Annotated in this window: 20 protein-coding genes; 16 read left to right on the top strand and 4 right to left on the bottom strand. The window is 64.5% G+C overall.

Features of this window, described 5'->3' with window-relative positions; translation table 11 throughout:
• Nucleotides 1–423: 423 nt before the first annotated feature.
• Entirely contained in the window at nt 424–1,362 is a 939-nt protein-coding gene (locus EWH10_RS11355; RefSeq protein ID WP_025552300.1) for a LysR substrate-binding domain-containing protein, read from the bottom strand.
• Nucleotides 1,363–1,569: 207 nt separating this feature from the next.
• Between EWH10_RS11355 and tcuA the strand changes: the two genes are divergently transcribed.
• The 13 genes from tcuA (at nt 1,570) to EWH10_RS11420 (ending at nt 17,089) form a co-directional block, all read left to right on the top strand.
• Nucleotides 1,570–3,099, top strand: coding sequence for an FAD-dependent tricarballylate dehydrogenase TcuA (tcuA, locus tag EWH10_RS11360; RefSeq protein WP_044660645.1), 1,530 nt, complete (start codon nt 1,570–1,572; stop codon nt 3,097–3,099).
• A gap of 24 nt (nt 3,100–3,123) precedes the next feature.
• Nucleotides 3,124–4,530 (top strand): MmgE/PrpD family protein, encoded by a 1,407-nt coding sequence (locus EWH10_RS11365; RefSeq protein ID WP_065846525.1) that lies wholly within the window; start codon nt 3,124–3,126, stop codon nt 4,528–4,530.
• A gap of 1 nt (nt 4,531) precedes the next feature.
• Complete coding sequence (locus EWH10_RS11370) at nt 4,532–5,953, top strand: MmgE/PrpD family protein (RefSeq protein WP_165363357.1); 1,422 nt, start codon at nt 4,532–4,534, stop codon at nt 5,951–5,953.
• Entirely contained in the window at nt 5,950–7,422 is a 1,473-nt protein-coding gene (locus tag EWH10_RS11375; RefSeq protein WP_025550679.1) for an aldehyde dehydrogenase family protein, read from the top strand. Before EWH10_RS11370 ends, EWH10_RS11375 begins: the two co-directional genes overlap by 4 nt.
• Nucleotides 7,423–7,585: 163 nt before the next feature.
• Nucleotides 7,586–10,363 (top strand): cyanophycin synthetase, encoded by a 2,778-nt coding sequence (gene cphA, locus EWH10_RS11380; RefSeq protein WP_065846526.1) that lies wholly within the window; start codon nt 7,586–7,588, stop codon nt 10,361–10,363.
• Nucleotides 10,356–11,240: an isoaspartyl peptidase/L-asparaginase family protein gene (locus EWH10_RS11385; RefSeq protein ID WP_044660648.1), complete on the top strand. Its 885-nt coding sequence runs from the start codon at nt 10,356–10,358 to the stop codon at nt 11,238–11,240. Before cphA ends, EWH10_RS11385 begins: the two co-directional genes overlap by 8 nt.
• The gene (locus tag EWH10_RS11390; RefSeq protein ID WP_044660649.1) at nt 11,233–12,057 is read left to right on the top strand and encodes a cyanophycinase; all 825 of its coding nucleotides are present in this window, start codon (nt 11,233–11,235) and stop codon (nt 12,055–12,057) included. The genes EWH10_RS11385 and EWH10_RS11390 overlap by 8 nt, the downstream gene beginning before the upstream one ends.
• Nucleotides 12,050–13,060, top strand: a complete 1,011-nt coding sequence (locus EWH10_RS11395; RefSeq protein ID WP_229742586.1) for a methyltransferase — start codon at nt 12,050–12,052, stop codon at nt 13,058–13,060. Before EWH10_RS11390 ends, EWH10_RS11395 begins: the two co-directional genes overlap by 8 nt.
• 146 nt (nt 13,061–13,206) lie before the next feature.
• Nucleotides 13,207–14,208 carry an SDR family oxidoreductase gene (locus EWH10_RS11400; protein ID WP_025550687.1) on the top strand — a complete coding sequence of 334 codons (1,002 nt, stop codon included), beginning with the start codon at nt 13,207–13,209 and terminating at the stop codon, nt 14,206–14,208.
• Between the two features lie 4 nt (nt 14,209–14,212).
• Entirely contained in the window at nt 14,213–15,127 is a 915-nt protein-coding gene (locus EWH10_RS11405) for an NAD(P)/FAD-dependent oxidoreductase (protein WP_025550689.1), read from the top strand.
• Between the two features lie 61 nt (nt 15,128–15,188).
• Nucleotides 15,189–15,338 (top strand): hypothetical protein, encoded by a 150-nt coding sequence (locus EWH10_RS21745; protein ID WP_157009776.1) that lies wholly within the window; start codon nt 15,189–15,191, stop codon nt 15,336–15,338.
• Between the two features lie 453 nt (nt 15,339–15,791).
• Nucleotides 15,792–16,343 (top strand): hypothetical protein, encoded by a 552-nt coding sequence (locus EWH10_RS11415; protein ID WP_025550693.1) that lies wholly within the window; start codon nt 15,792–15,794, stop codon nt 16,341–16,343.
• 116 nt (nt 16,344–16,459) lie between these two features.
• Nucleotides 16,460–17,089, top strand: coding sequence for a TetR/AcrR family transcriptional regulator (locus tag EWH10_RS11420; RefSeq protein ID WP_162195984.1), 630 nt, complete (start codon nt 16,460–16,462; stop codon nt 17,087–17,089).
• Between the two features lie 105 nt (nt 17,090–17,194).
• On the opposite strand, the gene EWH10_RS11425 is transcribed toward EWH10_RS11420, so the two are convergent.
• Nucleotides 17,195–18,166, bottom strand: a complete 972-nt coding sequence (locus EWH10_RS11425) for a TauD/TfdA dioxygenase family protein (protein WP_025550697.1) — start codon at nt 18,164–18,166, stop codon at nt 17,195–17,197.
• A complete protein-coding gene (locus tag EWH10_RS11430) occupies nt 18,160–20,148 on the bottom strand; it encodes an oxidoreductase (protein WP_025550698.1) in 1,989 nt (662 codons plus the stop codon). The genes EWH10_RS11425 and EWH10_RS11430 overlap by 7 nt, the downstream gene beginning before the upstream one ends.
• Nucleotides 20,149–20,251: 103 nt before the next feature.
• On the opposite strand from EWH10_RS11430, the gene EWH10_RS11435 reads away from it, so the two are divergent.
• The gene (locus tag EWH10_RS11435) at nt 20,252–21,151 is read left to right on the top strand and encodes a LysR family transcriptional regulator (RefSeq protein ID WP_025550700.1); all 900 of its coding nucleotides are present in this window, start codon (nt 20,252–20,254) and stop codon (nt 21,149–21,151) included.
• 160 nt (nt 21,152–21,311) lie between these two features.
• On the opposite strand, the gene EWH10_RS11440 is transcribed toward EWH10_RS11435, so the two are convergent.
• Nucleotides 21,312–22,154, bottom strand: coding sequence for a LysR family transcriptional regulator (locus tag EWH10_RS11440; protein WP_052628098.1), 843 nt, complete (start codon nt 22,152–22,154; stop codon nt 21,312–21,314).
• Between the two features lie 84 nt (nt 22,155–22,238).
• On the opposite strand from EWH10_RS11440, the gene EWH10_RS11445 reads away from it, so the two are divergent.
• Both EWH10_RS11445 and EWH10_RS11450 read left to right on the top strand, forming a co-directional pair.
• Nucleotides 22,239–23,084 carry a sterol desaturase family protein gene (locus EWH10_RS11445; protein WP_025550607.1) on the top strand — a complete coding sequence of 282 codons (846 nt, stop codon included), beginning with the start codon at nt 22,239–22,241 and terminating at the stop codon, nt 23,082–23,084.
• 193 nt (nt 23,085–23,277) lie between these two features.
• A complete protein-coding gene (locus EWH10_RS11450) occupies nt 23,278–24,552 on the top strand; it encodes a hypothetical protein (RefSeq protein WP_044660652.1) in 1,275 nt (424 codons plus the stop codon).
• The last annotated feature ends 251 nt before the right edge of the window (nt 24,553–24,803 follow it).

The following is a 24,803-nucleotide window of genomic DNA, read 5'->3' on the forward strand; positions in this document are numbered from 1 at the left end:
GGGCTGCGCAGACTTGGCAGCTTGCTGCCTAGTCGTAGCCGGGTGAGGGGGTTGCGATCCAGGGGATCGCACGGCCCGCAGGCCCGCTCCCCCTCATCCAGATCAGCCTGGGCCCCTTCGTCGCCAAGGCTTCCTGTCCTTCTCCCTCAAGGGAGAAGGAAGGTCCTGAATCGGCCAATTCCCGTCGCCCGAACCCGCTTCCTATCAGCCGCTTGTCCGTTCGAATGCCTTCGTAGAGACATGGTGCGCCGGATGAATTCTAGAGCCAATCGACATTCAGCCCTGACGGCCTGCAAATGACGCTTTTCCGAGCTTCCAGTGCTCACCTACTTTGAGTAGGCTGCGCTCAGGGTCACGGAAAACCACCATTTTACCTTCGGTGGCCTTCGGCTCGGCTCGTAATCTTCTGAATGTCGATTGGCTCTAGCCCGCCACCGTCTGGAATTCATGCACCGCGCGCCTTACCCGCAAGGGCGTCAGATTCGGCGCGACCGAATGCACGAAGTCCAGCAGGAACGACCGCAAATAGGTATTCCGCCGCAGCACGATCTTGATCGTGCTCGACGGCAACAGATGCGATGCATCCCGCGCCCGAATACCGACATCGCGCTCCGGGTCATAAGTCATGGACGCCAATATCCCAATTCCCAGCCCCATCCCCACATAGGTCTTGCAGACATCGGCGTCGATGCCGCTCATCACGATCTTCGGCTCCAGTCCGGCGTCGGAAAAGGCCTTCATCACCTTCCACCGACCACTATAGCGCGTGTCGTAGGTGATGATCGGATAGCGCGCGATCTCCTCCAGCGTCAGTTCCGGCACGGCCAGGATCGGGTGGCCGACCGGCGCGACGATGCAGCGGTGCAGGTCGAAACAGTCGAGCTTCACCAGATTGGGGAAATCCCGCGTCGTTTCCGTGCCGATCGACAGGTCTGCGTCGCCCGCCTCCACCAGCGCGCAGATTTCCTCCGGGTCGCCCTGCTTCAGCACCAGCTTCACGTCGGGATAGCGGGCGACGAATTTCTCCACCACCTTGGGCAGCACATAGCGGGCCTGGGTATGCGTCGTCGCGATGGTGAAGACGCCGCGATTGCCCGAATGCATGTCCTCCTTCAGCGACTTGAGCGCGGCGACGTCCGTCGCGATGCGCTGCGCGATGGAAAAGACGACGCGGCCCGGTTCGGTCAGGTCGATGATCCGGTTGCGGGTGCGCATGAAGATCTCGAAACCCAGTTCCTGCTCCAGCAACTGGATTTGCCGGCTCACCCCGGGCTGCGAGGTGTTGAGGGCATCGGCCGCCGCCGAGAGATGATTGTTATGCCGCACGATTTCAACGACATAGCGGAGCTGTTGCAGCTTCATCCGGCCATCCTCACCATAAATTTTTGATATGGCAGAATGCTATAATATTCCGTGCGCGCATAAAGCAATCCCCTAAAAGTGGCTGGCATGACAGCGGCAGGGCAGCCTTGTGACCGGTCTCACCGGCGTACCCGCCCGCTTGCCTTGGAGGGGAGGGCGGCAGCGCTTTCCTGAATCAGGGATTGGCCTGGATCAAGAGGGACGGGAATGCCGGAACAGCAACAATCCGATTTCGACATCGTGGTCGTGGGCGGCGGCAATGCCGCGCTCTGCGCCGCGATCAGCGCCGCCAATGAGGGGAGCCGTGTCCTCCTGCTGGAACGTTCCCCGGTGGAGGAGCGGGGCGGGAACTCCGCCTATACCGACGGGCTGATGCGCACCGTCTATGACGGCGCCGACGACATCCGCGCCTATTGCCCGGATCTCACGGACGAGGAAGTCGCGGTCAGCGACTTCGGCACCTATACCGAGGAACAGTTTTTCGACGACATGGGCGAGATCACCCAATATCGCACCGATCCCGACCTGTGCGAAATCCTGGTGAAGCGCAGCCGGGAGACCATCCTGTGGATGCGCGATCAGGGCGTCCGCTTCTTCCCCAATTTCGGGCGGCAGGCCTATCGCGTGAACGGCCGCTTCAAATTCTGGGGCGGCGCCACCATCGCCGTGGCCAGCGGCGGCCCCGGCCTGGTCGATGCGCTGTACAATGCGGCGGAAAAGCGCGGCGTGGAAATCCGCTACAATGCCTGGGTCCGCGATCTGCTGCGCGACGAAAGCGGGATTTCCGGCGTCACGCTGCTCAATGGGCAGGGCGAGATCGAAACCATCCATGCGCGGGCCGTCGTGCTGGCCTGCGGCGGGTTCGAGGCGAATGCCGAATGGCGCGCCCGCTATCTGGGGCCGGGCTGGGATCTGGCGAAGGTTCGCGGTTCGCGCTTCAACACCGGCGACGGCCTGTCCATGGCTCTCGCCGCCGGCGCGCAATCCTATGGGCACTGGTCGGGTTGTCATGCCGTGTCCTGGGAACGCAACGCACAGGATTTCGGCGATCTCGCACTGACGCCACAATATCAGCGTCATTCCTATCCGCTCTGCATCATGGTCAATCGCGACGGAAAACGATTTGTCGACGAAGGCGCCGACTTCCGTAACTACACCTATGCGAAATATGGGCAGGCGGTATTGCAGCAACCCGGACAGGTGGCATGGCAAGTCTATGACTCCAAGGTCAATCATTTGCTGCGCGACGAATATCGCACGCGCCAGGTCACCAAGGTCGTCGCCCAATCCATCGAGGAGCTGGCCGACAGGATCGGAGAAATAAACAAGGATCAATTCTTGGAAACGGTCGCGGAATTCAACGCATCGGTGAAGACCGACATGCCGTTCGACCCCAATATCAAGGACGGACGCAGCGCCTCCAGCAACGGCGTCGTCCGCAGCAACTGGGCCAACAGCATCGATACCGGGCCGTTCGAAGCCTATGCGGTGACTTGCGGCGTCACCTTCACCTTCGGCGGCATCAGGGTTTCGACGGAAGGCGAGGTCATCGACACCAACGGCCACGCCATCCCCGGCCTGTTCGCGGCGGGGGAGATGGTCGGCGGCATATTCTACTTCAACTATCCCGGCGCGAGCGGCCTGACCAGCGGAGCCGTCTTCGGCCGCCTCGCGGGCGGCAGCGCCGCCGCCTACGCCAAGTCCGCATCGCGGAAGCCCGCGCTGTCCGTCGCCTGATCCCTTATCGAAGAAAGTTCCTCCATGAACGCATCCAGCAAATTCGTCGTCCCCGGCGCAACCCGCGACATCGCGGATTTCGCCGCGACCCTGCAATATCGGGACATTCCCGACGACCTGATCCTGAACGCCAAGCAGTGCATCCGCGACAGCCTGGGCTGCGCCGTGTTCGGCGCGCCGACCCCCTGGGTGCAGGCGGTGGTCCGCACCGTCGGCCTTCTCGGCCAGAAGCCCAGCGCCAGCGCCTGGGGCATGAAGGTCAAGGCCGATCCGCTCGGCGCCGCCTTCATCAACGGCACGGCGGCGCAGGGCTATGAACTGGACGATTGCCACGACCAGTCCATGTCGCATTATGGCGCGGGCGTCGTCCCCGCCGTGATCGCCTGTTCGGAGGGCGCATTCGGCGCCTTCACCGGCAAGGACATGATCCGCGCCACCGTCGCGGGCTATGAGCTGGGCACGCGCATCGGCAACACGGTCAGCCCGTCGGCCTTCCATCGCGGGTTCCATCCCTGCGGCCTTACCAGCACCTTCGGTTCGGCGGCCGCCATCGCCAAGCTGCTGGACCTCGACACCGATCGATATGTGAGCGCGCTGGGCCTGGCGGGCAGCCAGGCGGCGGGGCTGATGGCGTCGCAATTCGGCGCGATGGCCAAGCGCTTCCATTCCGGCAAGGCGTCGCAGAACGGCATCATCGCCGCGCTCTGCGCCCGCGAGGGGCTGACCGGCGTGCGCGACGTGCTGGAGGCGCCCTATGGCGGCTTCTGCTCCACTTACTCCGCCGAATATGATCTGAGCTTCGCCACCGACGGCTTGGGCACCGATTGGGAGATGCGCCGCAACGGCTTCAAGCGCTATTCCTCGCTCGCCAGCAGCCAGACCACAGTGGACGCCCTGCGCGCCATCCGGGAAAAGGCAGGCATCCGGGGCGAGGATGTGGAGAAGGTCCGCGTCGGCACGACCGAGATGGTCTTCGTCCATTGCGGCTGGCCCTATGTCCCCAATGGGGAGACGATCAGCGCGCAGATGAACCTGCCCTATACCGGCGCGGTGACGCTGCTGGAGGGCAATGCCTTCATCGACCAATATACGGACGAAAAGCTGACCGATCCGAAGATCATCGACCTCGCCAACCGGATCGAGGTCTATGTCGATCCCGAGTTGGACGCGCGCGAGAAGCACCAGATGCGCGCCGTCCGCGTCACCGTGACGATGAAGGACGGGACCGAGCATTTCCACGAGCAGACCTATCGCAGCGGCCATTGGCGCAATCCGATGTCGGACGAGGTGCTGAAGGAGAAATTCCGCGATCTCGCCAGCCGTCAACTGACCGGGCAAGCCGTGGCCGAGATCGAACGCATCATCGACAATCTGGAAAATGAGGAAGCGCCCGCCATCGCCCTTGGCGCCGCGCTGCAACAGGTCCGCTGACATGACATTATCGCAGACATTCGGTGAATTCGCCGCGCATTTCCCTTCGGCCGGGATGCCGCCCGAAGTGCGGGAGGCGGCGCGCTGGCACATGATCGACTCGATCGGCGTGTCCATCGCCGGGGCCAATCCCAAGGAGGAAAGCGGCGCGGCCTTCGGGCGTCTCGTGGCGCAATGGGCCAAGGGAAAGGGCGATGTGAAGGCCGCCTCCCTCTTCGGCTTCGACAGGCAGGCCCGCGCCGAACTGGCGGCGCTGGTCAACGGATCGCTGGCCCAGGCGCTGGAGATGGACGACAAGCATGGCTCCTCCCTGGCCCGTCCCGGATCGACCGTCGTGCCCGCCGTGCTGGCGGCGGCGGAGGCGGAGGGCCTGTCCCTCGCGGCGGCCATCGACGCGGCCGTCGTCGGCTATGAGGTGATGATCCGGCTGGGCTTCGTGGCCGGCGACCGCTTCCTGGAGCGCGGCTATCATACCAGTTCGCTGATCGGCTCCTTCGGCGTGGCGGCGGCCATCGGGCGGCTGCGCGGCGCGACGCCGGCGCAGATCGCGGACGCCATGGGCATTGCGGGCACCTTCGCCTCCGGCATTCAGGAATCGACCCGTACCGGCTCGACGTCCAAGATATTGCACGGCGGCTGGGGCGCGCATGCGGGCATGCTCGCCATCGACCTCGCCATGGCGGGGATCACCGGTCCCGACACGGTGTTCGAGGGCAAGTTCGGTTTCTTCGAGACGCATTTGACCCCGATCACCGGTCAGCTCGACTTCGCCCGCGCTGCCGAGGGGCTGGGCACGCGCTGGTACCTGCCGGAAACCGCCTACAAGCCCTATCCCTGCTGCCAGTTGCTGCACGCCTTCATCGAGGCATCGAAGCAGGTGCTGGCCGACTTTGCCCGCGATGGGGTGACGGTGGCGGAGATCGAGAGCGTGCATTGCCAGCTCGCGGAGCCGGGCCTGACGCTCGTCACCGAACCCCGCGACCGCAAGAAAGCGCCGAAGACGCCGCATGAAGGCCGGTTCAGCCTGTTCTTCGGGGTCGCGGCGGCTTTGGTCGATGGCGATGTCGGGCTGGAGACCTTCCTGTCCGAGCGGCTGGACGATGATCGCATCCTGACCCTCGCGCAGAAGATCGAGGCGTCGGTCGATCCGGAGTCCGACTATCCGGCCCATTGCCCGGCGCGACTGACCGTGCAGGCGGCGGGGCGCCGCTATTTCAAGCATGTGCCCTATCATCCCGGATCGCCGGAAGCGGCCCTCTCCCGCGCCGACGTGCTGGCGAAGTTCGAGCGCAACACGCGCTGGCATTTCGGGGATGGCGCCGTGTCGGTGGCCGAAGCCATGGGCGAAACGCCCGAGGCGGAGTCCCTGTCGGACATGCTGCGTCCTATCCGGGCGGTCGAAACGCTGCGTCAGGCGTCATGAGCGTGGAGCGGTTCGACCGGCTGTTCATCGGCGGCGAATGGGTCGCGCCCCGCGCCGCTGGCCGAATCGCGAGCATCGATCCTTCCACCGAGGATGTCTGGGCGGAGGTCGCGTCCGCCGATGCGGCCGATGTCGAGGATGCGGTCGCCGCCGCCCGCGCCGCCATGGCCGGTCCATGGGGCCGCACCGCGCCGACCGAACGCGGCGCGCTGATCGCCCGGTTCGCGGACCTGGTCCGCCGCGACGCCGCCCGGCTGGCCGAGATCGAGAGCCGCGACAATGGCAAGCCGCTGCGCGACACGCTGGGCGAGGTGCAGCGGGCGGCGGACTGGCTGACCTTCTTCGCCGGGGCAGCGGACAAGGTGAATGGGGAGCAGATACCCTATCGGCCCGACGCGCTGGCTTATACCAGGCTGGAGCCGGTCGGCGTGGTGGCGGCGATCCTGCCGTGGAATTCCCCCATCTCGCTCGCCTCATGGAAGCTGGGGCCGGGCCTCGCCGCCGGCAACGTCATGATCCTGAAGCCCGCCGAGCAGACTCCGGCCAGCCTGCTCGCTCTGGCGGCGCTGGCGGAAGAAGCGGGCTTCCCCGCCGGCGTCGTCAATGTGCTGCCGGGCGACGGCGCCGTGGGCGCGGCGCTTTCCGCCCATCCCGGCGTCGCGAAGGTCAGCTTCACCGGATCGCATGAAACCGCGATCCGCATCATGCAGGGCGCGAGCGCGAACCTGAAGCGCTGCTCCTTCGAATGCGGCGGCAAGTCTCCGTTCATCGTCTTTGCCGATGCGGATTTCGACAGGGCGCTGTCCGTCGCGACGCACAGCGCCTTCCGCTCGACCGGGCAGTCCTGCTCCACCGCATCGCGCATCTTCGTGGAGCGGCCGATCTATGAACGTTTCGCGGCCGGCCTGGCCGAGCGGGCGAAGCGGATACGTCCTGGCCCGCCCTTCGATCCCCGCACCCATATCGGGCCACAGACCTCCGCCGAACAGCGGGACAAGACTGAAGCCTATATCGGTCTGGGACATGAAAGCGGCGCGCGCCTGCTGGCGGGAGGAGGACGGCCGGAGGGCCTTTCAAGAGGCTATTTCGTCCAGCCCACCGTCTTTGCCGATGTCGACAACCGGTCGCGTCTGGCGCAGGAGGAGATATTCGGGCCGGTGACGGCGGTCATGCCGTTCGATGGCGAGGAAGAAGCCGTCTCCCTTGCCAACGACACGCGCTATGGGCTGGTCGGCGGCTTGTGGACCAGGGATGTGTCCCGCGCCCATCGCGTCGCTGCCCGCATCGAAAGCGGCCTCGTATCGGTCAACACTTTCCGCCCCGTGCACTTCATGCTGCCCTATGGCGGGTATAAGATGAGCGGGATCGGGCGCGAAAACGGGTTCGACGCAATCCGGGAGTTCACCGAGACCAAGACGGTCGTCATCGATCTGTCCCACGCGATTCCGCCTGATCCATTTGCGGATTGAGGACCCTCGAGTCCCGAGGGCAAGTCGATGGACAGTTGTCGGTCCCGGGAAATCGACATGACATAAGTTAAACCTGCCCTTCATCCCCAATTCCGCTGGAACGGAAGTCGGCCGAGCCCGTTGGATCGGAGCTGCCGGCCAGGTAGCCCAGTGGAGCTTCTTCATGAATGAGATATTCCAGCACGCGACCGCCGATCCCGGTGCGGTCGCGTCGGGACCCTGCCTGACCGTTGTCGAGCGCAGCCTGTATCGCGGCGCCCATATCTTCGGCATGCGGCCGATGGCCCGCATTCAGGTGGACCTTGGCAGGCTGGAGGCATGGCCGACCGACCGCCTGCCGCTTTTCACCGAACAGTTGCTGGCCCGCCTGCCCGGCCTCGCCAATCATGGTTGCAGCTATCGACAGGCCGGCGGTTTCGTCCGGCGGCTGCATCAGGGGACATGGCTCGGCCATGTGATCGAACATGTGGCGCTGGAACTCCAGACCATGGCGGGAAGCCCGGTGAGCCGGGGCAAGACGCGCTCCGTCAAGGGGAAGCCGGGGTTCTACAACATCCTTTTCACCTATGGCGACGAACAGGCCGGCATGGCGGCGGGCGCCTTCGCCATCGCACTGGTCGCTTCGCTGCTGCCGGAAGGTCTGGGCGAGGTGAAGGGGCTGGAGAAGCTGGGCGTTCAGATGCCCGCCGATCCGCAGGATGCCGATGCCCTGATCCGGTCCTTGCGGGAGATATTGCGCCGGAACGCGCTGGGTCCGACCACGGCCTCGCTTGTGGCGGCCGCCCGGCGCAGGGGCATCCCGGTCACGCGCCTCAATGAGCAGAGCCTGATCCAGTTCGGCTATGGCAGCAGGCAGAAGCGCATCCGCGCAAGCATCACCGGCGACACGTCGCAGATCGCCGTCGACATCGCAGGCGACAAGAGCCTGACCAAGAAGCTGCTGGACGAGGCCGGCCTGCCGGTCCCCAGGGGCGTGGTCGTGCGTTCCGAGGAAGAAGCGGTCGGCGCGGCGCGGCGGCTGCGCATGCCTCTGGTGGTGAAGCCGCTCGACGGCAATCATGGACGCGGCGTCACCACGCAGGTCCGGGACGAGGCCGCGCTTCGCGCCGCGGTGATGCGCGCCCGGCAGCATGGCCGCCGGGTCATCGTGGAGGAGCAGCTGCCCGGCGACGATCACCGCATCCTGGTGGTGGCCGGGAAGGTCGTCGCCGTGGCGCAGCGCATGCCCGCCGAAGTCGTGGGTGACGGCTTCAGCACCATCGGCCAGCTTATCGACCGGGTGAACGACGATCCGCGGCGGGGGCGGGGGCATGAAAATGCGCTGACCCGTATCGTCGCGGACGATGCGATGATCGCCCTGCTCGCCAAAGACGGCATGACGCTTGGAACGGTGCCGGGCGTTGGCAAGAGGGTTCGCCTGCGCGACACGGCGAACCTTTCCACCGGCGGAACGGCGGTGGACCGGACCGACGACATCCATCCGGACAATCGCCTGATCGCCGAGCAGGCGGCCGCCGCTGCCGGACTGGACATTTGCGGGATCGATTTCCTGTCGCCCGACATAGCCCGTTCCGTGCGGGAGACGGGCGGCGGCATCGTGGAGCTGAACGCCGCGCCGGGTTTCCGCATGCACCTCGAACCATCGAGCGGCAGGGCCCGCGACGTGGCCGGTCCTGTGATCGACGCCCTCTTTCCGCGTGGCCGCTCCAGCCGCATCCCGATCTTCTCCATCACCGGGACGAACGGCAAGTCGACCACGGTGCGCATGGTCGGGCGGATCCTCTGCCAGCATGGCCTGAACGTCGGCATGACAACCACGTCCGGCGTCTATTTCAACGGCCATCTGCTGAAGAAGGCGGACGCCAGCGGGCCGCGCAGCGCGCGCATGGTCCTGCGCAACCCCTCCGTCGATGTGGCGGTGCTGGAAACGGCGCGCGGCGGCATATTGCGGGAGGGGCTGGGCTATGACGGGGCGGATGTCGGCGCCGTGCTCAACGTCACCGCCGATCATCTGGGCCTGAAGGGCATCGATACCGTGGAAGCGCTGGCCGACGTCAAGGGCGTCGTGGTGGAGAATGTCGCCCGCAGGGGATTTTCGATCCTGAACGCCGACGATCCCATGTGCCGGCGCATCGCCCGCCATGCGCGGGGACGGATCGTCTGGTTCTCGCTCGAAGGCGGCGCGCGCATGGCGGAAATGCTGCGCCGTCACCTGCTGGCGGGCGGCCTGGCGGTCACCCGCGATCCGGACGAGACGGGCGGCACCATCGTCATCCATCGCGGCGAGGAGCGGATCGCCCTGATGCCCGCGTCGGAAATCCCGGCCACGCTGGGCGGCATAGCGGAATTCAACATCGCCAATGCCCTGGCGGCGGTGGCGATGTGCTTCGCCCATGGCGTCCCGCTGGACGCGATCCGCGAAGGGCTGCGCGCCTTCACCTCCAGCTTCGAGGAGTCGCCGGGGCGGCTCAACATGATGGAGCGGGACGGCATCCGCATCATCGTCGACTATGCCCATAATCCTGCTGGCCTGATCGCCCTGGGACAGGTGGTCGACCGGCTGCGCGGCGCCCATGGACGCGCGGTGGGGATGGTGAGCATTCCCGGCGACCGGCGCGACTGCGACATTGTCGAGATGGGGCAGATCGCGGCCGGCGTCTTCGACGAGATCATATTCCGCGAGGCGCCGGACGGACGCGGCCGGCCCCGGGGCGAGACCAATGCCTTGTTGTCCCAGGGCGCATTGAGGGCCGGCATGCCGAACGAGCGCATCCACCGGATCGTGGATGAGTTCGAGGCGGTCGAGGCCGTGCTGTGCAAGGGCCGGCCCGGCGACCTGCTGGTGATCCTGCCCACATCGGTCGAAAAGGTCTGGCGACAGGTACAGCAATTCGGGTCGCCGGCGGCGGCCGGAGAGCAGATGGTGCCGGCCCATGTCTGAATGGGCCCTGATCGTCCATGGCGGGGCGAAGACGATCGACGTCGCGCTGCACGACCGTAACCGCGAAGGGTGCCGGGCAGCCGCCGCGGCGGGCGCGATCGTGCTGCAATTTGGCGGCTGCGCCGTCGCGGCGGTCGAGGCGGCCATTCGCGTCCTTGAAAATGACAGCATCTTCAACGCGGGCTTCGGCTCCGTCCTGAACGCCGACGGCGCGGTCGAGATGGACGCGGCGATCATGAACGGCCGCGATCTTTCGGTGGGCGCTGTCGCGGGCGTCCGCCGCATCCGCAACCCGATCGTCGCCGCGCGTGCTCTGATCCCGGCCCGGCCGGTGCTGCTGGCCGGAGAGGGGGCGGAACGCTTTGCGGAGGAGCAGCAGATAGCGCTGTGCGATCCCGCCGAGATGATCGCGCCCGACCGCATGGCATCGGAATATGCCAAGGCCCATGATACCGTCGGCTGCGTCGCGATCGACATGCAGGGGCATATCGCGGCCGGGACATCGACCGGGGGTTTGCCGGGCAAGCATCCGGGCCGGATCGGGGACTCGCCGCTTCCCGGTTGCGGACTTTATGCCGATGACGGCATTGGCGGCGTGTCCCTTTCCGGTGACGGCGAAATGATCATCCGCACGACCATCGCCGCGCATGTCATGCACGCGCTGCAAGCCGGACCGCTCTGCGCCGCCGCCGAAACCGGCCTTGCGCAGCTCGACCGCGTGGGCGGGGAAGGGGGCGCGATCCTGATCGACCGCCACGGGCGTTTCGGCGTCGCGCATAACAGCGACCATTTCGCGGTCGCGATCCACGGCAGCCGTCTTGCCGAGCCGCATGGCGCTGTCCACCGACAGGAACTGGAGGGTCTGCTTGATGGCTGAGGAAGGAGGCCCGCTGATCATCATCGGCGGGCGCGAAGACAAGGAAGGCGAAAAGCGCATCCTTAAGGAAGTGGCCGAGCGGGTGAAGGATGGGAAACTGGTGATCGCCACGGTGGCGAGCCACCAGCCCGACGGCTATTTCGAATCCTACCGGAAGGCCTTTGGCGATCTGGGCCTTGACGATCTGGTGGAACTTTACGTGCATGAACGGGGCGAAACGCTGGAATCCAGCGCGGCGACCCTGTTCGAAAATGCCAAGGGCATTTTCTTCACCGGCGGGGATCAACTGCGCATTTCCAGCCAGATCGGCGACACGCCGGTGGAGAAGATGGTCCGGCAGATTCATCTGGAAGGCGGCGTGGTGGCGGGAACGTCCGCCGGCGCATCGGTGATGAGCGAGACCATGCTGGTCAAGGGCAGTAGCCAGGAATCGCACCGCATCGGCGACCTGCACATGGCCCCCGGCCTGGGTCTGATCCGCGATGTCATCATCGACCAGCATTTCGCGGAGCGCGGACGCATCGGCCGCCTGATGGGAGCGGTGGCGCAAAATCCGCGCGTGCTGGGCATCGGCATCGATGAGGATACCGCCATCCTGGTCCAGGGGCACCGTTTCTGCGTGATCGGTTCCGGGGCGGTCTATATCGTCGACGGCTCAGGCGTCACCCACTCCAATATTGCCGAAGCGAGTCCGGAGCGCACCCTGTCCATGCATGACGTCCGCCTGCATGTCCTGAGCCAGGGCGACTGCTTCGACCTCAAGCGGCGCTGCCCCGAAGCGCCAGGTTCCAATCAGGCAGGGGTTCGGCATGCATGATCTCTCTGCCTTCCGGAAGGCTGAAATTCCCCCTCCCGCCATGCTGGCGCGCAAGCCGGAAGATGCGGCCATGGAGGAAGAAGCGCTGCGCGAACTCCTGCTGCTTCTGAAGAAGCGGCGCTATGCCTTTGTAACGCCGACGCCTCTTTCCCATTCGCGCATATTGGCGCGCGACGCCGCCCGTCCGGCGCGTGACCTGCGCGATGTGTTCGGGTGGAACCGGCCCTTCTCTCCCGACCTTCTCGATCGCTCCGTAATGGAGTGCCTGAAGCGGGCGGAAATGGTCGAGCACCGGGCGGACGGGATGATGAGGAGCCGCGTGCGGGTCTCCTCGCTGGATGATGATCTGTTCCTTCATTCCAGCTACCCCACGGTGGATCGCGATGCCGTGTTCTTCGGCCCGGACAGTTACCGGTTCGCGCGCTTGATCCGTCAGGGGCTTGCGATGCGCCCGGCGCGGCGAGGGGCGCGGATCGCGGATATGGGCGCCGGTACCGGAGTCGGCGCCATCGTCGCTGCCCGCTCATGCCCCCAGGCCTGCATTGTCATGACCGACGTCAACGCATCCGCCCTGCGTTTCGCGCGGATCAATGCGGGCGTGGCCGGGTTCGGCGCCGGCTATGTGCTGGCCGACACGCTGGACCCGGTGGCGGGCGATTTCGACCTGATCGTGGCGAATCCGCCCTATATCAGGGATCGGCAAGGCCGCGCCTATCGCGACGGCGGGGACGGGCATGGCGCAGCCGTGGCCTGGAGGATGGCCGAAAGCGCCTTGTCCCGGCTGAAGCGGGAGGGTCGCCTGCTGCTCTACACCGGCAGCGCCATCGTCGGCGGGGCGGACGCCCTGCGCGCAAGGCTGTCGGCGCTGGCGGAAAGCCGGGATTGCACTCTGTGCTATAGCGAAATCGACCCGGACATATTCGGGGAAGAGTTGGAAGGCCCGGCCTATCGCGATGTCGAACGCATCGCGCTGGTCGCCGCTATCTTCACGAGGCGCCACTGACGCGCCCCGCAACTGGCCATTTCCCCACATTCCGAATTCGTCCACGCGGCCTAACCCATGGCAAGGAAAATCGGCTTTCGGAACCAGGATCAGGAACGGGAGTCCCGTTCTCGCGCTTATCGGTGAACAGGCTGACAGGAGCGATCATGAACAAGAGCCGCGGGGGCACGCGAACGCCCTGCACCCATATCGTCATCACGGGCGCGTCGAGCGGCATAGGCCAGGCCACGGCGCAGGCGTTCGCAGCCCGGGGAGGAAAGCTGGTCCTCGCGGCACGGGATGGCGAGGCGCTGGAAGCCGTGGCGGAGACGTGCCGCAGGGCCGGGGCGGAGGTGTTGGTCGTACCGCTCGACGTGGCGGATGCGGATGCAGTGCGTCAGCTCGCCCGGTCGGCGCGCGATTTTTGCGGGTCGATCGACCTCTGGTTCAGCAATGTCGGCGTCGGAGCCGTCGGCAAGTTCGTGGACGTCCCGATCGAGGTGCACGAACGGACGATCCGTTCCAACCTCATCGGCCATATGAACGACGCCCATGCGGTGCTGCCGATCTTCATGGCCCAGCGGCACGGCATTTTCGTCAACATGATCTCGCTAGGCGGATTGACCGGCACGCCCTATGCCGCCGCCTATGGGGCGAGCAAATTCGGCCTGCGCGGTTTTTCGGAAGCATTGCGCGCGGAAATGACCGAATGGCCGGACATCCATATTTGCGACGTCTATCCGGCCTTCGTCGATACGCCCGCGCTACGCCACGCCGGCAATTATACCGGCAAGGCGCTGACCGCCCCGCCGCCCATACTCGATCCAAGGAGGGTGGCGGCCGCCGTGGTGCGCCTGGCGGACCGGCCCCGCGACAGCCTGCTGCTGGGGACGCCGACCTGGGCCGTGCGGTTCGCCCATCCATTGGCGCCCTCGCTGCTCAGCCGGATCGGGAATCTGGCGTTCGGGCGCTATTTTGCCTCTGCGGAACGCGCGCCGGTCACGCGCGGCAATCTGTTCGATCCGCCACGGGACAGCGGCGGTATCGACGGCGGGTTCCGCAAACCCGCGACGAAACGGCGGAAGGCAGCCCTGGCCACCGGCGCGGGTGTGGCGGCCGGGGTTCTGCTACTCGGCCTGCTGACGCCGCGCCGGCAGCCCGGGCGTTAGCGGAATGACGAAGCCCCTGGATTGCCTGGTGGTGGGCGCAGGCCCCGCCGGCCTTACGGCGGCCATCTATCTGGCCCGCTTCCATTTGAGGATCAGGATCGCGGACGCGGGCAACAGCCGCGCTGCGCTGATCCCGCATACCCGCAATCATGCAGGCTATCCCGGCGGCATATCGGGCCGGGAGCTGCTCGCGCTCATGCGCCGGCAGGCGGCGGAATTCGGAGGTGAGGTGACGGAAGGGCTGGTGACGGGACTGGAAAAGGACGGCGATATTTTCCTGGCGCATATCGGGACCGAGACATGGCAGGCGCGCAGCGTCCTGCTGGCGACCGGCGTGGTGAACAATGCGCCGCCCATATCGCCCGATGTGCACGATGCCGCGCTTCGGCAGGGGCTGTTGCGCTATTGTCCGATCTGCGACGGCTACGAAGTCACCGACCGGCGTATCGCCGTCATCGGAACGGGCACGCGCGGGACGAACGAAGCGATGTTCCTGCGCACCTATTCCCCCGACATCAGCTTGATTTCACCTGAGGGCGATCATGAACTGTCCGCCGACCAGCGGGTAAGACTGGAGGAGGCGGGCATCGCCCTGGTGAACGGTCCTTGCGAACCGCTGCGCATCGACGGCGAAAGCATATCGGTGCCGACGCCGAATGGGGCGCAAGCCTATGACACGGTTTATCCGGCGCTTGGATCGATCATCCGGTCGGAACTGGCGATGATGCTGGAGGCCGAAGCGACGGACGACGGCTGCCTCATCGTCGACGACCATCAGCGAACGAGCGTGCCGGGCCTTTATGCGGCCGGCGACGTGGCCAAGGGCCTGGACCAGATCAGCCACGCCATGGGGGAGGGGGGCGTCGCCGCCACGACGATCCGAAACGATCTGGCGGCGAAGATTTCGCTCTTCCGATAAGGCGCGTTATCGCCCGGACCCATTTTGTGCCGCGGAGGAACCTGAAGATCCCTGCGTTGCCGTGGGACTGTCGCTGGCGGAAACGGCGCCCCGCGTGCTGGTCTCGCCATCCGTCATGGCGCTGCCGGGGCCTTCGCCGGGAATGCCGTCGGGCACCGTGCCTGCGGTCGTGTTGCTCGGCGCGAAAGTGGAATCACCGGAATCGCCCTGATCGGAAGGTGCGCATGCGGTCAGTGCGACAATGAGAAACGCGGGAGCCATTTTCATAACATCTTCACCCCTGATGGCTGGTTTATTCTGCAACGACCCGATTTCACGGCCGTTCCGGCAAATCCGTTATCGCGTAAAACTATATTAGATCATCGTGCAGAAAAGCCGTCGCGAACCTGTCGAAGAATGGGAACCGCGCTGAATGACATGTGTGACACTTTACCGAATTCGCGCGCGGGGGATTAAGTGTCACGGCTGATTTTTCGGAAAGGAAGAGCATTCTTCGCGGCGCCGGACAGGTCACGACCATTGGCCGTTCAGATCGAGCCGCAGGAAATGGCAATGGACTGCGAAATCCCACGCGCTTGCCGGGTAAAGTGTCATCCGTGCTTTTTGTTGGAAGATCGCCGCAGAGGGGGATTCACACGGACTCAGCATGTGCTAGATTCCACATATGTTCCACCAGCCTGATCTCTTCGAGCAATCACCGTCGGCGTCCCGGCCGCCCTCGCTGCCCGTGACGTCCGCGCTTCCCGATCTTGTCGAACGCATATCGACGGTGTCGAAGCGGCCCCGCTATGCATTGCTGGTGCTGAAGCTGATCGCTCAGGAAGCGGGTTCCAACGACAGCGTGGGACCTTATGTCGGCAGCGGCAAGGGGAGGGTGCCGGTCCGTGACTGGCTTTGCCAGGCGCTGGCGCCTCTCGCGCAACGGGATTGTCGGCGTCGCGCCATGATCGATGCGGTTCACGCCGATCTGATGTCGCGTCCGGGCAATATGGCCGATCCCGAAGAGGTGGAACGGCAGCTCGAACAGGAAGTTCAGTCGCGAATATTGCGATCGGGACGGACGAATGTGAGCCGGGTCGTATCGGACCTGGTCCGCGCCGGCCTTTTGCGCCGCCACTATCAGGGGTATCGGGTCGATCATCCCAATCGCGGGGCGCAGCGCGAAGCGGTCTATACCATCACGCCAGAGGCCAAGCGCGCGCTCCAACGCCATTGAAGGGCGCCGATAATGGCGGTGCCGCTTCCCGCAGGAGCGATTTCGCGAACCGGCGCGGACTGCCCCTTGGTTTGCGCGGCGCGCCGGGTTATCCGCGCAGGATGAGCGGCGAGACCATGACGACAGGACAGGCAGGGAAGCGCTGGCAGGGCGGTCGGCTGCCGCGCGCAGAGGTCGACCGGCGCATCGACCGGCTGCTCGACATCGCGCTGGAGGAGTTCGCGTTGACGGGCTTCGGCGGCACCAGCCTGGACCGGCTGGTCGAGCGTTCGGGTGTCAGCAAGACCACCATCTATCGCCGTTTCGGCAGCAAGGAAGGGCTGTTCACCGCGCTGATCCATCGCAGCATGGAAGCGGTGCGGTCCGGTCTCTGGGCGCTGGAACTGGATGTGGCCGACCCCTTGGGAACGATAGAGCGGTTCATCGCCACCTATACGGAGGTCGCGATATGCCGCCCCATGGGGCGGACCCTGCTCCAGATCGCGGTGGCGGAACGGCGCGACTTTCCTCATCTGGGCGCGATGCTGCTTGCCAATGCCTATGAGGGCTTCCGGCCGATCAGCGATTATTTCGAACGGCTGATGACGGACGGCGTGCTGCGCCCGGGCGATCCGCAGGACGCCGCCTTCGACCTGCAAGGCCTCATCACCCAGGGATTTCGGGTGATGGTCGATGATATTGGCTTCGTCCACCGCGAAGGGCGGGCGCGGGAAATCGCCGGAAGGTTCCTCCGCGGCTGGTCCTGATGCCGTTCGGCATTCCTTCGTCCGGCGGATAGATCATATCCATGATGCATGGCCATCGTCGCTGACCGGCATCGTCGCGCCGGTCAGTAACGGCTCCGCCATCGTTCAGTCCACCAGCCGCTTCACTTCGCGGTCCCGATCGAGTGTTGGGTCGAGATAGCGCCCGACCTTATAGTCGCCGGCAATGGTCGTGCGCCGGGCGCTGCGCTTGCAGTCGAGCGGAACGCCATTGGCGGAATGCACGATCCGCCAATTGTCCCAGACGACCATGTCGTTTTCCTGCCATTTGTGGAAATAGGCATGGGCTGGATCACCCAGATGTGCCGCCAGCTCTGTCAGCAGCGCATCGCTTTCCGCCCTTTCCATGCCCAGCACATAGCGGGCATGCATGGGCGAGAGTTTCAGCACCTTCCGGCCCGTTTCCATCTGGGTGATCACCAGCGGATGGACGACAGGCGGGAAATTGTAATGCGATCCCGGCTTGACCGTCGCGCCGACGTCAAGGCGTTCTATGTCGGTGGGGAAGCCGAATTGACCGGAACAGAAATCGGGGTTGAATTCGTAAACGACCTCCAGCCCCTCGATGCGTTTCTGCATGTCCGGCGACAGCCGGTCATAGGCCTGGATCGCGTCGATGAAGCCGGTTTCCCCCATGGTGCGGGCCGGTTCCGTCATGCGCAGCACGGCGCCGCGCACGATTGTAGGCATGAAGCTCTGATCCCAATGCCAGCCCAGCCAGCCTGCGCGATCGATGCCATCCACGCGATAGAAGGGGTTGGGTCGGCCCGAGGGGTCCTGCGGATCATAGGCCAGCGTCATCATGAACTGATTGACGGGATCGTTCAGATCGGCCGTGGCTGCGGGTTCCATTTCCCCGAAGATGGTGCTGAGGCGCATCTGCGCCATGTCGTCGTTGCGGACGTCGCGGAAGAGCAGGATTCCCGCGTCGATCCATGCATCATGGATCGCCTTCCGGGTCGCGCCGTCCAGATCGCGGGTCAGGTCCGCGCCGACGATTTCCAGTCCGAAAGGTGCGTCGAGCGGGCGGCGTTCGATGGTGGTGGCGATGTTCAGCATGCGATCGGCTCCGGTTGCAGGATGAGGCGGCGCAGATCCTGCACCGCGCGATAGGCGTCGCGCACCGCTTCACCGATCCGCGCAACCTGCGCGGCGTCACCGATGCGGATCATCGGAATGTCGAGACCGGTGAGAGCGTCCGGCAATTCGCTGTCGGGCACCAGGCCATGGGCCAGCAGCAGGGCCGCGGCCGGCTGATCCGTCAGCGCGCCATCGCCGGAGAGCGTGACATGCTCGCCATCGACGGCATGCAGCGTCGTGTTGTCGAGAATGCGGATGGCAGCATTGCCATGCAGCCGCTGCAACAGAGCGCCGCGGTAAAGCACTTCGGCGTTGCGGGCGAGGAACTTGGCGTCGGAACGGGTGACAAGCAGCACATGATGCCCGTCCTGCGCCAGATATTCCGCTGTCTCCGTTCCCGTTTCACCTCCGCCATAGATGACGATCGGCCGTTCAGGGGTCGATGGCGGGACATCCGTTTCGCCCATCAGCACTTCATAGGCTGGCGCGGTCGGCAAATTGCCCCAGCTCGCAAGGTCAAGCGGCGCCAGCCGCGAACCATTGGCGAGGATCAGGACGTCTGGCTGGTCCTCTTCAATCACCTCCCGCGTCGCCTGCGTCCCGGCGCGCACGGTGATGGTGCTGCGTTCGACCCGGTTCAGCAGGAATTTATGATACCAGAACAGCTTGTCCTTTCCGGGAGGAACGGCCGAGGTGATAAGATTGCCGCCCAGACGCTGGCGCTTTTCATACAGGGTGACGGCAAAGCCGACCTGATCAAGAAGCAGGGCCGCGGCCATGCCGCCCGGGCCCGCGCCGATCACCGCCGCCTTCAGGCCATTGGCGAAACGCTCCAGTTCCGCTTCCGTCTCCTTGCCGCAACGGGGGTTTTCCGCGCAGGCGACCGACCGACTTTGCGCCAGTTCGCGAATGCACCAGTTGCAGGAGGTGCATGGCCGGATGTCGTCGACCAATCCGCGCTGCGCCTTGATCGGCCACATCGGATCGGCCAGCAGCGCGCGACCCAGCGACACGATGTCGGTGTCGCCATTGATCACTGCCTGCTCGCATTTGTCGGGCCAGCGCATCACGCCTGCGGTGATTACCGGCTTGCCGGTCGCTTCCCGGATGCGGCGGGCATAGGGCAGGCGATCCCCTTCCTCGACCGACATCGGCTCCAGGATGAGATGGGCGCTTTCCAGAAAGCCCCAGCTGATGTCGACGGCATCCACACCGGCTTCGCAAAGACGCGGCGCAATCTTCTCACTGTCCTCGATGGTGATGCCGCCTTCAACGCCGTCCACCACGGACATCCGGTACATTAGCGGCTTGTTCCCGATCTGCGCCTTCACCGCCTTGATGACTTCGGTGGGAAAGCGCAGCCGGCGCTCGAAATCGCCGCCCCATTCATCGTCACGATGGTTCATCAGCGGGGAAAGAAATTGCTGGATCAGATAGCCATGGGCGCCATGCAGCATCACGCCGTCATAGCCCGCGAGCATGGCGAGCCGCGCCGTATTCGCATAACGCCCGATGATGTGGTGGATTTCCTCATCCTCCAGCGGCCGGGGCACGGCGTTCATATAGATGCTGTTAAGAGGAATCGCGCTGGATGAGACCGGCTGGCGGCCGATCACGCTTTCCTTGGTCTGCCGCCCCGCGTGCGAAATCTGGATGACCGCCTTCGCTCCGGCCGCGTGAATGGCGGCGACCAGTCGCGCGTGACCGGCCTTGAACCGGTCATTGTCCAACCGCAATTGCGGCACGTTGGAACTGAAGCCGGTTTCCGCGTCGACGCAGGTGAATTCCGTGATGATAAGGCCGGCGCCGCCCCGCGCCCTCTCGCGGTAATAGGCGATGATCGCTTCGTTCACGCCGCCGTCGGGTTCGCCCAGATGCGTTTCCATCGGGGCCATGGCGATGCGATTCTTGAGCGTCAGATTGCCGATCCGGAACGGATCGAACAGGCGCGGATAGGCCATGCTTCCTCTCAGCTTATTATTGAAGTCGCCTCTTTCTAGCATTGCTATCTGAGCGGATAATCACCACAGTTCGAGACACATTATGCAATGATGAGAGATAATCATGGATCGGCTGACGGGTTTGGAAGTGTTCGTGGCGATCGTGGATTCGGGCAGCTTCGTCCGTGCGGCGGAGCGGCTGGCTCTTTCCCCGACCATGGTTTCCACCCATCTGGCCCGGCTGGAAGACCGGCTGGGCGCGCGGTTGATCCACCGGACGACACGCCGCTTCGCCCTCACCCCTCAGGGCCATTTGTTTCTGGAAGAAGCGCGATCCATTCTGGAAGCGGTGGAACAGGCCGAAAGCCGGATGCGGATGAGCGACATGGGCCCTAGTGGCCGCGTCGCGCTGGACGCGCCGGGCGCGATCGGCCTGCGCTTCGTCGTGCCGGCCCTGTCGCAGTTGCGCGCCCTTCATCCTCGCATCGTCCTTGACCTTAGCGTCGGGGACCGCACCATGATGTTCCGGCCCGAAGCGTTCGACCTGCTCATCCGCGTCGGCGTACCGGCGGAAGGGAAGGGGGAAGTCGTCAATCTGGGCCGTACCCGTTTCGTGCAGGTGGCTTCGCCCGATTATCTGGCGCGTCGCGGCGAACCGGTGACGCCTGACGATCTTCACGATCATGATTGCGTGCTTTACGCCACGGTCGATCGGCCGGTTGGTCAATGGCGATTCGTTCGCGGAAAGGAGCGGCGGTCGCTACGCCCAGCCAGCGTCGCCACCTTCAATCATGGCGACGCCATAGCCGCCGCAGCGGTCGCCGGAGTCGGCATAGCCCAGACGCTGGAAATGCTGGTCGCTCCGGAACTGACATCGGGTCTGCTGAAGCCGGTATTGACGGAGTGGAACCGGGAAAGCGTCGACGTCCAGCTCTTCATTCCCCAGGATCGCATGAAGCGTCAGGCCGTCCGCGCCGTGGCGGAGTTCCTGCAAAGCCGGGTCGACTGGGGCAGTTCCGCCTAGAGCCAATCGACATTCAGCCCTGATGGCCTGCAAATGACGCTTTTCCGTGCTTCCGGTGCTCACCTACTTTGAGTAGGCTGCGCGCCGGGTCACGGAAAACCACCATTTTACCTTCGGTGGCCTTCGGCTCGGCTCGTCATCTTCTGAATGTCGATTGGCTCTAGGCCGATCGGTGTCGCAGGGCCGCGACGATCAGATCGATCAGCAACAGCGCCTGGACCGATAATGTACGTCGAGCGAGGGATGCCACCACCAACTCCAGCGGCTGAGCGACTGGCAGACCATGAATAAGCGCGTATCGATCTTCGGCCAAAGCCTCCGCCGTGATCCAGACAGCGTCGCTTGCCAGTGTAACCAGGCCCGCAATCTCGAAATTGTCGCAACTGATCGTGGGCGCGTAGATCGGGCTGCCGCCTGTTCCGCCGATGATGGGATAGCCTGCGATGTCCTCCTCCCCCACCGTGCGGCCGGCAAGGGGATGGCCGCGTCGCACCAACGCGCCCAACCGCGTCCGGCCAATGCGCCTGAAGCTGAGGTCAGGCCGGTCTTCCACAAGGACATGGGCCAGGACGGCAAAGTCCAGTTCCCCTTCCTGGAGCAACGCCTGGAGTTCCCCGACATCGCCCAATTTCGTCCGCACCCTCAGGCCGCCATGATCGCGGGCGACATGGGACAGCATGGTCTCCAACAGCAATGCAGCGGCGAGGGGGCCGAAACCGCAACATACTTCCCCGGACCCGCGGTCGGAAAGCAGCGCCATATTGCGTTCAAGATTCGCCATCTGGCGGAGCAGCGGCACCGCGTCAGCCAACAGCGCTTCGCCGGCGCGCGTCGGATATACGCCGTCGCGCCCGCGGTCGAACAGGCGCAGGCCGATTTCCGCCTCGGCCGCCTGGATGCTGCGCGTTAGAGCCGATTGCGTCACGCCAAGGCGGTCTGCGGCCAGGCCGAAGTGCCGTTCCTGACTCAATGCGACGATATGGCGAAGTTTACGGATGTCCATGTGCTGAACTCATCGAAATCACACTGTCAATGAATTGGAAGCCTCCCCGAAGCCAGCCTAAATTGCCGGACAAGGAGAGAAACAATGTCCTATTATGGTCCGGTGCTTGCCGTGACGGCGATCGTCCTGGCAACGGAAATTCTCATGGGCCGCCATCGCGGCATTTATCGTCGCGACGATATATTGGTGCTCGGCCTGTGCGCCCTGCTCAATCCGCTGGTCACGCGAATATTGGCCGGGCTGTTGATCGCTGGCGCGGCCGCGCTGCTGCTGCCGCAGGGGAAGGGTGCGCTCGCCCACCTTCCCTTGCTGCCCTCCTATGTCAGCCTGTTCCTGCTGGTGGAATTCGCCTTCTACTGGGGACATCGGTGGGCGCATGAGGGGCAGCGCCGATCGGCGCTTCGCTGGTTATGGAAGATACACCGGACACATCATGCGGGGCGGTACATGAACGTGCTGGTGACACAGCGCATCAATCTGTTCTGGTCGTTCGTCGTGCCGACCGCATGGATTACGGGCTTTGCGGTCTATCTGGGGCAGGGGATCGCGGTGGGCCTCGTCATTCTCACCATCTTCTGCTGGAACCTCATCACCCACAGCCATTTTCGCTGGGATGACGCTATCCGGCGACATCCGCGTTTCGGCACCATGTTCCGCGCGATCGAGCATCTGCTGATCAGTCCGGGCATGCATCATAGCCATCATGGCTATGGCAAGGACGGCGCATCCTATCGCAACTATGCAGTCACCTTCGCTTTTCTCGACTGGATTTTCGGAACGCTGCACATTCCGCAGGGGCGGCCCTGGCGCTATGGCGTGCCCGGTGCGCAGCCCCATTGGGCGGAGGAGGTGTTCTATCCGCTGGTGCGCATGCCCGCCAAGGCGAAGGAAAGCGGAGAGGCGGATGCGGCGGAGGGGGCAGTGGCCTGAGCAGCCACCGGATGCCTCGGGTCCGAAGATATTGGCGTCGCGCCCCGCGGTGAAGCCAGAGCTTGACGGAACTAGTTTACCAAGTGCATCATATCTCCATGGATTGGCGGCTTCAAGCCGGATATAAGAACGATCGTTCTATAGGATGGTCGATCCTGTTGGTGATAGCCGGCCTGCATGGGAGAAGGATGTGATGCCCCTTGACACTGGCGATTATTTTCTGTCCGCCGCCAATCCGGTGGCCAATGTCGACCAGCGCGATCTCGAGAGGCTCGCCATGCGACTGTTCGAGCGGCCGGACGTCAGGGCGGCTCGCGCCCGTGCGGAGATCATGTGGCGGCGCGTGACGGACAGGCTCATGCCTGCCGACCAGATGGCGCTGTTCGACGACCATGTTTCCGATTATTGTTTCAAATGCACGCTGGTTGCCGCCAATACGGATGCCAATCATCCCCGCATATTGCGTGTATATAGTGAAGGCGGCCAATGGTTCGGACATAAGGTGCCCGGCGCGAAATGGGGTGGAGACAATCCCAACAACGCCTATCGCATCATTCCCGTCGCGGCAGGCGGACGCTATGAACTGACGGGGCAAAGGCAGGTCGAACCGTCCACTTACGTCACCTTCCAACTGGTCAGCAACAGCACCACGTCCGCGACGCTGGCATCGCTCGAACAACTTGCCATGGAGATTGACGAGGACGGCCGGTACAGGCTCACCCTGGATGATATGCCTGCCGGGAAACGGCGGAATCATCTCCAGATACCGGCAGGGACGCTCTATCTCTTCATCCGCGATTCCATGGGGGATTGGGAACGGCAGCAGCCCGATGCGTTGCAGGTGCGCAGGCTCGACCCGCCGACGCGACCCCCGCTGACGGAAGATGAACTGGCCGCTACAGCCATTCGCAATATCCTGTCCGATGTATTCTATGCCTATTATGCCCAGCGTCTGTTCTTCAACGGCCCACAGATGATGACGCCGCCCGAGGGAGCGGGGTCTGTGGGCGGACTGGTGACCCAGCAGGGCAGCCTGGGCCACTTCACGTTGCGCGAGGATGAAGCGGTCATCATCACGGCCAATGCGGCGGGCGCAACCTATCGCGACATCGTCCTGCATGACCTGTGGTTGCGCAGCCTGCCCAATCGCGACAGGCAGATCAGCCTGACCAATGCGCAAATGGCGCCGGATGCGGACGGACGCTTCACCTATGTCCTCTCCATGGCGGACCCGGGCGTGCATAATTGGCTGAATCCATGCGGGCTGCATGATGTGCTGGTCCTGCACCGTTGGCAGGGCTTCCCCGATCCCGATGCGGAAGCCCCGTCGATCGAAAGCCGGAAAGTGGCGTTGGCGCGGCTTGGGGAGGCTTTGCCGCCAGCGGTTGCGAAGGTGACGCCTCGGCAAAGGCAGGCACAGATCGCGCGCCGCCAGGCTGCTTATGACCGGCGCTTCGCGGTCGATTGAGCGGAAGGTCGCAGGGTCTTCACAGATCAATTCAGCCTGATCATCGCAGATGCGCTTTGAGCCGCCACTTGTTGGTGCCCAACCGCTGTAAAAACTCGATCGAGCCTTGAACCGGCTTTTCATCCGAGGCCATGGTCGGAGAGATCACAAATACGATCTATGTAGGCGCACTTGCATGCAATATGCGCCGTAGTTAGCCTTGCACCGTTCTGGCGCTGATATGCCGGATCAAGGACAGGCGGTTGAAGCCG

Origin of the sequence: Sphingobium fuliginis (assembly GCF_004152845.1) — a bacterium.
GTDB lineage: Bacteria > Pseudomonadota > Alphaproteobacteria > Sphingomonadales > Sphingomonadaceae > Sphingobium > Sphingobium fuliginis.

Bases quoted from the DNA above. Each gene is read 5' to 3' on its own strand.
- EWH10_RS11355 (WP_025552300.1), bottom strand. From the start codon at position 1,362: ATGAAGCTGCAACAGCTCCGCTATGTCGTTGAAATCGTGCGGCATAAC.
- tcuA (WP_044660645.1), top strand. From the start codon at position 1,570: ATGCCGGAACAGCAACAATCCGATTTCGACATCGTGGTCGTGGGCGGC.
- EWH10_RS11365 (WP_065846525.1), top strand. From the start codon at position 3,124: ATGAACGCATCCAGCAAATTCGTCGTCCCCGGCGCAACCCGCGACATC.
- EWH10_RS11370 (WP_165363357.1), top strand. From the start codon at position 4,532: ATGACATTATCGCAGACATTCGGTGAATTCGCCGCGCATTTCCCTTCG.
- EWH10_RS11375 (WP_025550679.1), top strand. From the start codon at position 5,950: ATGAGCGTGGAGCGGTTCGACCGGCTGTTCATCGGCGGCGAATGGGTC.
- cphA (WP_065846526.1), top strand. From the start codon at position 7,586: ATGAATGAGATATTCCAGCACGCGACCGCCGATCCCGGTGCGGTCGCG.
- EWH10_RS11385 (WP_044660648.1), top strand. From the start codon at position 10,356: ATGTCTGAATGGGCCCTGATCGTCCATGGCGGGGCGAAGACGATCGAC.
- EWH10_RS11390 (WP_044660649.1), top strand. From the start codon at position 11,233: ATGGCTGAGGAAGGAGGCCCGCTGATCATCATCGGCGGGCGCGAAGAC.
- EWH10_RS11395 (WP_229742586.1), top strand. From the start codon at position 12,050: ATGCATGATCTCTCTGCCTTCCGGAAGGCTGAAATTCCCCCTCCCGCC.
- EWH10_RS11400 (WP_025550687.1), top strand. From the start codon at position 13,207: ATGAACAAGAGCCGCGGGGGCACGCGAACGCCCTGCACCCATATCGTC.
- EWH10_RS11405 (WP_025550689.1), top strand. From the start codon at position 14,213: ATGACGAAGCCCCTGGATTGCCTGGTGGTGGGCGCAGGCCCCGCCGGC.
- EWH10_RS11415 (WP_025550693.1), top strand. From the start codon at position 15,792: ATGTTCCACCAGCCTGATCTCTTCGAGCAATCACCGTCGGCGTCCCGG.
- EWH10_RS11420 (WP_162195984.1), top strand. From the start codon at position 16,460: ATGACGACAGGACAGGCAGGGAAGCGCTGGCAGGGCGGTCGGCTGCCG.
- EWH10_RS11425 (WP_025550697.1), bottom strand. From the start codon at position 18,166: ATGCTGAACATCGCCACCACCATCGAACGCCGCCCGCTCGACGCACCT.
- EWH10_RS11430 (WP_025550698.1), bottom strand. From the start codon at position 20,148: ATGGCCTATCCGCGCCTGTTCGATCCGTTCCGGATCGGCAATCTGACG.
- EWH10_RS11435 (WP_025550700.1), top strand. From the start codon at position 20,252: ATGGATCGGCTGACGGGTTTGGAAGTGTTCGTGGCGATCGTGGATTCG.
- EWH10_RS11440 (WP_052628098.1), bottom strand. From the start codon at position 22,154: ATGGACATCCGTAAACTTCGCCATATCGTCGCATTGAGTCAGGAACGG.
- EWH10_RS11445 (WP_025550607.1), top strand. From the start codon at position 22,239: ATGTCCTATTATGGTCCGGTGCTTGCCGTGACGGCGATCGTCCTGGCA.
- EWH10_RS11450 (WP_044660652.1), top strand. From the start codon at position 23,278: ATGCCCCTTGACACTGGCGATTATTTTCTGTCCGCCGCCAATCCGGTG.